7 protein-coding genes and 1 tRNA gene are annotated in these 5,280 nt (G+C 57.9%); 5 read left to right on the top strand and 3 right to left on the bottom strand.

The genetic code is table 11. The features are described 5' to 3' along the window. The first annotated feature begins 349 nt into the window (after nt 1-349). The 5 genes from ACP7AP_RS23945 (at nt 350) to ACP7AP_RS23925 (ending at nt 4,194) form a co-directional block, all read left to right on the top strand. A complete protein-coding gene (locus ACP7AP_RS23945; RefSeq protein WP_426038395.1) occupies nt 350-1,003 on the top strand; it encodes a RibD family protein in 654 nt (217 codons plus the stop codon). Nucleotides 1,004-1,344: 341 nt separating this feature from the next. Beyond that, entirely contained in the window at nt 1,345-2,202 is an 858-nt protein-coding gene (locus ACP7AP_RS23940) for an iron-containing redox enzyme family protein (protein WP_426038393.1), read from the top strand. Next, nucleotides 2,199-2,477: a Rieske (2Fe-2S) protein gene (locus tag ACP7AP_RS23935; protein ID WP_426038391.1), complete on the top strand. Its 279-nt coding sequence runs from the start codon at nt 2,199-2,201 to the stop codon at nt 2,475-2,477. The genes ACP7AP_RS23940 and ACP7AP_RS23935 overlap by 4 nt, the downstream gene beginning before the upstream one ends. An 8-nt stretch (nt 2,478-2,485) precedes the next feature. Further along, complete coding sequence (locus ACP7AP_RS23930) at nt 2,486-3,052, top strand: CDP-alcohol phosphatidyltransferase family protein (RefSeq protein WP_426038389.1); 567 nt, start codon at nt 2,486-2,488, stop codon at nt 3,050-3,052. Continuing rightward, nucleotides 3,049-4,194 (top strand): GTP cyclohydrolase II, encoded by a 1,146-nt coding sequence (locus ACP7AP_RS23925; protein ID WP_426038387.1) that lies wholly within the window; start codon nt 3,049-3,051, stop codon nt 4,192-4,194. Before ACP7AP_RS23930 ends, ACP7AP_RS23925 begins: the two co-directional genes overlap by 4 nt. Before the next feature lie 92 nt (nt 4,195-4,286). On the opposite strand, the gene ACP7AP_RS23920 is transcribed toward ACP7AP_RS23925, so the two are convergent. The 3 genes from ACP7AP_RS23920 to ACP7AP_RS23910 all read right to left on the bottom strand — a co-directional run bounded on the left by ACP7AP_RS23920 (nt 4,287) and on the right by ACP7AP_RS23910 (nt 5,238). Further along, complete coding sequence (locus tag ACP7AP_RS23920) at nt 4,287-4,460, bottom strand: hypothetical protein (protein ID WP_426038385.1); 174 nt, start codon at nt 4,458-4,460, stop codon at nt 4,287-4,289. 100 nt (nt 4,461-4,560) lie between these two features. Next, nucleotides 4,561-4,884 carry a hypothetical protein gene (locus tag ACP7AP_RS23915; RefSeq protein WP_426038383.1) on the bottom strand — a complete coding sequence of 108 codons (324 nt, stop codon included), beginning with the start codon at nt 4,882-4,884 and terminating at the stop codon, nt 4,561-4,563. Between the two features lie 277 nt (nt 4,885-5,161). Beyond that, nucleotides 5,162-5,238 (bottom strand) — tRNA-Met (locus ACP7AP_RS23910). Nucleotides 5,239-5,280: the final 42 nt, after the last annotated feature.

Below are 5,280 nucleotides of genomic sequence, written 5' to 3'. Positions count from 1 at the left end.
GGCGTTGTAAGAGCGCCAGTTCGTCGTGCGGTAGGTCGGAGGTGCAGGTTTGCTCATACCCTGCGACTAACACCTTGCAGTCACGCAGGGAATCCCTCACGATTTGTGCAACAGAGCCCGTGCAAGGCTTCACCAATGTCAGGAGGGCGGAAAGCGGTCATTGGCTCGTGCGGCGTTTCACACGGCAAGTAGTTTACAAGATGTCATTTCTACATCCAGCGCTCGGCTGACGCGAGCTTGCACTGTGCTCGAGTTACTTTGGGTGCAAGCGCGAAGCCCAAGGGACAAAGTTCACTAATTCGAGGAACCAAGCAGCCGATCACAAGTTATTAAGTGGGCTGGAGGCACAATGCACATCACTACATTTTCGGAAGTGACGATTGACGGCAAGTTGTCGCTGGGCAGCGGGCGGTCTTCCAAGGAACTTTTCAGCTTTTACGGGCCAGATCTTGCGCGCTGGTTTCACGCCCAGCGTGCGGCGCATGATGCGATCATGGTGGGCGCGGGTACGGTGCGTGCAGATGATCCTGAATTGACGGTGCGCCATGTTGCGGGGCGTAATCCGCTGCGCGTGGTGCCTTTGGGGCGTGAGGCCCTTGATCCGCACAGCACGATATTGACCGATGGACTGCCGACGCTTCTGGCTCTTCCTGCCGAGCACGCAGGGGTTTATCAGGGGGCGTCGGTGGAGACCATTATCTGCGGGGTGGCTCAGGTTGATCTTGGCGCGCTAGTGCAATGGCTGGCTGATCTCGGGATTTCGACGCTGATGGTCGAGGGGGGCAGTCGGCTGCTGCACAGTTTTTTCGCGCAGGATCTGGTGGACCGGATTGTGATCAAACACATCCCGATCCTTTCGGGGGATCCCTCGGCACCTAACTATCTGGACGGGACGGTGATGGCGCTAAGCGCTTGGGATGTCGAAAGCTGGGAGCGGATTGGCGGGATCGGCGTCGCTACATATAGCCGTAGGGCGCGTCAAAGACATGAGGTCACCGCATGATTTCCCTCACTGCGCTGCAAGAACAAAGCAACAACCTTTCCGCACGGACCGGCGATATCGCGATTTATGATGTGCGTATGGATGGCAGGAGGCTTGAGGAGGCGCCTGAGAAGGCGCTTTACGTCAAGCATCAGGCGCTTTTGCGCTCCTATCAGGGGCGATATGTGCTTTTGCCAAGCGTGGCACCCAAAGGCGATATCATTGCGGCTTTGAGCCAGCGTTATGATCCGAGGGCGATGCTGTCGCTGGATGCGATGCGGGCAGATCTGGAGGATGAGGTGATTGCGCCGGTCCTTTTGGCTGCCTCTGAGCGGGTGGCAGGGCAAGATGCGCGTTCTTATATGGAGCGGCTGCTGCCCCAGGTTCGCAACACGCCACCCTCTGCCTTTCTGAGCTATCTGGACGCCTCGCCGCAGCGAGAACATCACTATCGCAATTTTTTAATTCAGTCCTCTGCCGATTTGTTGGCCGAGGCTTCAGCTTCGGCCTTGGGCGTGGTGGGCGAGTTTGGCGAACCGCAATCGGCGCTTTTCCGAATTTTGATTGATGAGTTCGGCTATGGCGAGCATGCCAAAAAACACTCACAGCTGTTTCGCAAGACGCTTTCGGGGTTTGATCTGAATACCGAATACAATGCCTATTGGCCGCTGTGGGACACGCCTGCACTTGCGATCCACAACACCATTCATTGCTTGTTCCAGAGCCCGCGCCACTTTTTCAAACAGGTGGGGTTTTTGTTGTTTGCCGAGACCGCCTACCAGCATTCGACGGGAGAGCATTTCCGCTATCTGAAGAAACATCATCCCAGTGTCGATGGCACATATTTTGGCGAGCATGCACACATCGACATTCACCACACCCGTATGGTTGTGGAAGAGGTCGTGGTGCCGCTTGTTGATAAGTTTGGCCCAACGGCGGGGCACGAGATTCTGATCGGTGCGGAGGCGACGCGGGCGGTTTTCAAGGCTGGCGATACGCATATGCTTGCCCTTTCCAAAGCCTTTGACGCAGCGGTTTCGTCGGGCCATGCGGTCTATGGCCTGCCTGCCAATATTCCAGATGGCGACGCCGTCATGCCCGGGACTGGACAGGCTTCGGAAGCGGCGTTTCAGGTTGGTGGCATTGGCCGCGTGACGAAGACTGCTGCTTTTGCTGCTTTTCCTGAAGGGTCTGTCGGGCGCCATGAGGGGGCTTCATGACTGATGGTGCCCCTCATTCCAGCTGGATCGGGCGAGATCTGCCGCCAATCCGCCGCGATGGCCGTGACTATTTCGTCGTGGGCCATCGCGGTGCGCTTTACCTTGTGCACAACCAATGCCCTCATCGAGGGGGTGCGCTGAAGTTCGGCTATGTTGATGGACAAGATCGCATCGTGTGCCCGCTGCACCACAATGCTTATGCGATAGAGGCGTTGATTGCCCGGCCCACAACACTGCGGCTTGACGAAACAGCCAACGCGTCGGTGCAGGCATGAGAGGCGGCGTGCTGTACGAAGGCGCGGGGCTGAAGCTGGCCAATCTGGTGACGCTGACGCGACTCGCATCAATCCTGCCGATCTTGCTGTTGCTGTGGGCGGGGCATGTCCGCACAGCGCTTGCGCTTTATGTTGTGGCGGCGCTGACCGATCTGGTCGATGGCTGGCTGGCACGCTGCTCTGGCACGGCCTCGGACTTTGGCGCGCGGCTGGATGGTGTGGTCGACAATCTGTTTTCTCTTGCGACCTTGCCGTTTTTGATCATGGCCTTTCCGGGGCTGCTCCATCGCCATCCTGTCGCGCTGTTGTGCCTGTTCCTTGGCCCCTTGGTCTATCTGGCAGCTGCGAAGCTCTGGACCGGATCCTTAATGATGTTTCATTTTCAGTCGGCAAAGCTCGGAGCGCTTTTGCTGTTCGCGCTCTGGCCCGCCATGGCGGTGACAGGGTGGGAGGGCTGGCTGCTGCTGGCGGCTGCGGTAGTGATGGCAAGCCGAATAGAGCAACTTTTCTTTATCGCGCGGGGCGGCACTGATCAGGATGCTCTGCATGGCTTTGCCAGACTGGAGCGCAAATGAACGTTCACCTGAATGGGTCACTGCCGCTTCACGCCAAACTGGCTTGGGGGGCCCCAACGGCGCGGGAGAGGGGACCGATCCTTTTAAGCGGAGCGCAGGCCAATGCGATTGGGGCTTACGCGGGCAATTATGCGCCCTATCGGGCGATGGCGGTGGCGACGGGCGCACTGGATGCTGGCCATCGGCCTGATCTGAGCGCCACTCATCCCGTTGCCGAGATCGGTCCCTTTGACACATGGGTAAGGCCCTTTGCGACGATGGACAAATTCGGCCACCGGGTTGCGGAGGATTTTGCTGAGGAGCGAGCTACGGGGTTTGATATTCGCCCCACTATCGCGGTTGCCAGGGGCGAGCTGCGCTTTCCTGAGATTCTGGAGGCTCTGTCAGCCGGGCGGATAAAGGCGGACGGGCGCGTTTTGCACCACGATGGCAGCATTCATGTGACAAAGATCGCGATTGAGCCCGTCTGGCACCTGCCGAGCCTTGCAGCGCGGATTGGAGTGAAGCAGTGCGCGTTGCGCACGGCCCTAGTCGAGCAAAGCGGTGGCATGTATCCAGCGATTTGCACCCGGCCCGATATCGAGCTGTTTTTGCCGCCCATAGGCGGGACGAGCATCTATCTTTTTGGCGATCCGGCCCGCCTCGGCAGCGCTGCGCTAGTGACCTGCCGCATCCATGACGAGTGCAATGGCTCAGACGTGTTCGGCTCTGACATGTGCACTTGCAGGCCGTACCTCTCGTTTGGGATAGAGGCCTGCATTCAAGGCGCGCAGCAGGGCGGGATTGGCATCTTGTCTTATAATCGCAAGGAAGGCCGCTCTTTGGGCGAGGTAGTCAAATACCTTGTCTACAACGCGCGTCCGCGTGCCGCTTGCGGCGACCGCGAAGAGGATTATTTTGCGCGCACCCGCGCCGTGGCCGGTGTTGAGGATATGCGGTTTCAATCGATGGCGACCGATCCACTGCTGTGGTTGGGGGTGCGCAAGATTGATCGCTGGGCCTCGATGAGCAACCTGAAAAGCGATGCCCTGCGCAGGGCAGGCATCGAGATCGGGGAGCATCTGGTAATTCCGGATGATCTGGTGCCGCAGAATGCCCGCGTTGAAATTGGCGCGAAAAAGACGTCGGGGTATTTCTTTTGATTGGTCCTGCAAAATTGCGGTAAGGCGGTGCCTTTTGAAGAAGCGCTCGGACCGCTCTCGAACGGCAGCAATGAGCAGAAAGCGCACAGGACCTACAGAAACGGCACTGGCTGCAGCATTTCGTCGTTGGCCAGCTTCAAGGCCCCGCGCCACAGCGGCGTCTTAAAGACGTGGTGCACCTGCTTGCCATCGCGCTCTTGACGGGTCTCGGAAAGCAATCCCGCCCATTCAAGCGGGCGCAAGACGCAGGAGGAGAATGCGGTCATTTCCCACCATCCAGCATTGTCCCAGTCATGTTACTCACCATAGAACGCCACGAAAAGTGCTTGCGCGGTGTTCCTTGGTCGGCCTCGACATTAATGACATTCATGCAGACGTCCCATTTGCCAAAGGGGCGCTCAATGAAGCGGGCATAGGAGGCATGGTCATCTTGAGAACGAAAAAGGGCAAGATTTCGGCAAGCGCTGCGCTGGTGCGCACGCCGACTCTGCGCCGCGCTTTGTCAGCCGACAACTTGCTCTTGAAGTGCCGCCCTATGCGAAGCGTGAGCAACAGATAGTGCAAAACCTCGAGCGGCGGAAATTTGTATTCTTTGATGACCCTGCTGTAGCGAAACATTTCCTCGGCGCCTTCTCCGGGCCAATCAGAATACTCCACCGCCCAATGCACAAAGACGCGCTTGAAGGGCATGGTTTTGGTCAGAGCGATGGGTAATCCCCCCCGCCCAGAAACTGAAAACGGCCGCGTAAGTTCTACAAATGCACCCCGTTAAAAATGGGGGGATTACCCCCAATGTCCCAGCAGTGATTTGGGGCAAGCCCTTGGGTAATCCCGCCATTTCAAACGGGAGAGTTCCGGCTTTTCAGGGGGGACTCGTCAAACGTTGAGGTGGCGTTGAGGTGTTTCGCACAAGACAAAACCCGACTGTTTAGGTCGGGTTCTAAGCTTTTGATATCATTGTTATATTTGGTTGCGGGGACAGGATTTGAACCTGTGACCTTCAGGTTATGAGCCTGACGAGCTACCGGGCTGCTCCACCCCGCGACGGTCGTTCCGGTTGTTGGTGTGGGAACGTTGGAACGTGGT

The organism is Cypionkella sp. TWP1-2-1b2, from assembly GCF_049896245.1.
In the GTDB taxonomy this organism is placed as follows: domain Bacteria; phylum Pseudomonadota; class Alphaproteobacteria; order Rhodobacterales; family Rhodobacteraceae; genus Cypionkella.
This window is presented reverse-complemented; position numbering and strand designations above follow the sequence as displayed.